Origin of the sequence: Sedimentibacter sp. B4, from assembly GCF_000309315.1 — a bacterium.
In the GTDB taxonomy this organism is placed as follows: domain Bacteria; phylum Bacillota; class Clostridia; order Tissierellales; family Sedimentibacteraceae; genus Sedimentibacter; species Sedimentibacter saalensis.
In genome coordinates this window covers 1-215 of sequence record NZ_CANG01000714.1, presented here as the reverse complement: position 1 = coordinate 215, position 215 = coordinate 1, and the positions used below count along the sequence as shown (strand labels likewise).

The window sequence follows — 215 nt, the reverse complement described above, 5'->3', positions numbered from 1 at the left end:
GGACAGGTGACGAACATGGCAGGCGAGAAGCGCAGGCACCCCCCGATCCTGGTGATCGTTGTCGTCTTGGTGCTGCTCATCGGCGGTGGCACTTGGTGGTGGTGGAGCTCCACCCATCCGACGACCGAGACCGCGCAGGAGCAGGTCACCGGGTCGGTGGAGGCGAACGAATACCAGATCGCCGCGGCCCTGAGCGGACGGGTGACCGCTGTGCA

1 pseudogene is annotated in these 215 nt (G+C 66.5%); it reads left to right on the top strand.

Going from position 1 to position 215, the window contains the following annotated elements:
* Window positions 1-15: 15 nt before the first annotated feature.
* Window positions 16-215, top strand: a pseudogene (locus tag BN358_RS12845) (hypothetical protein); the annotation flags it as partial.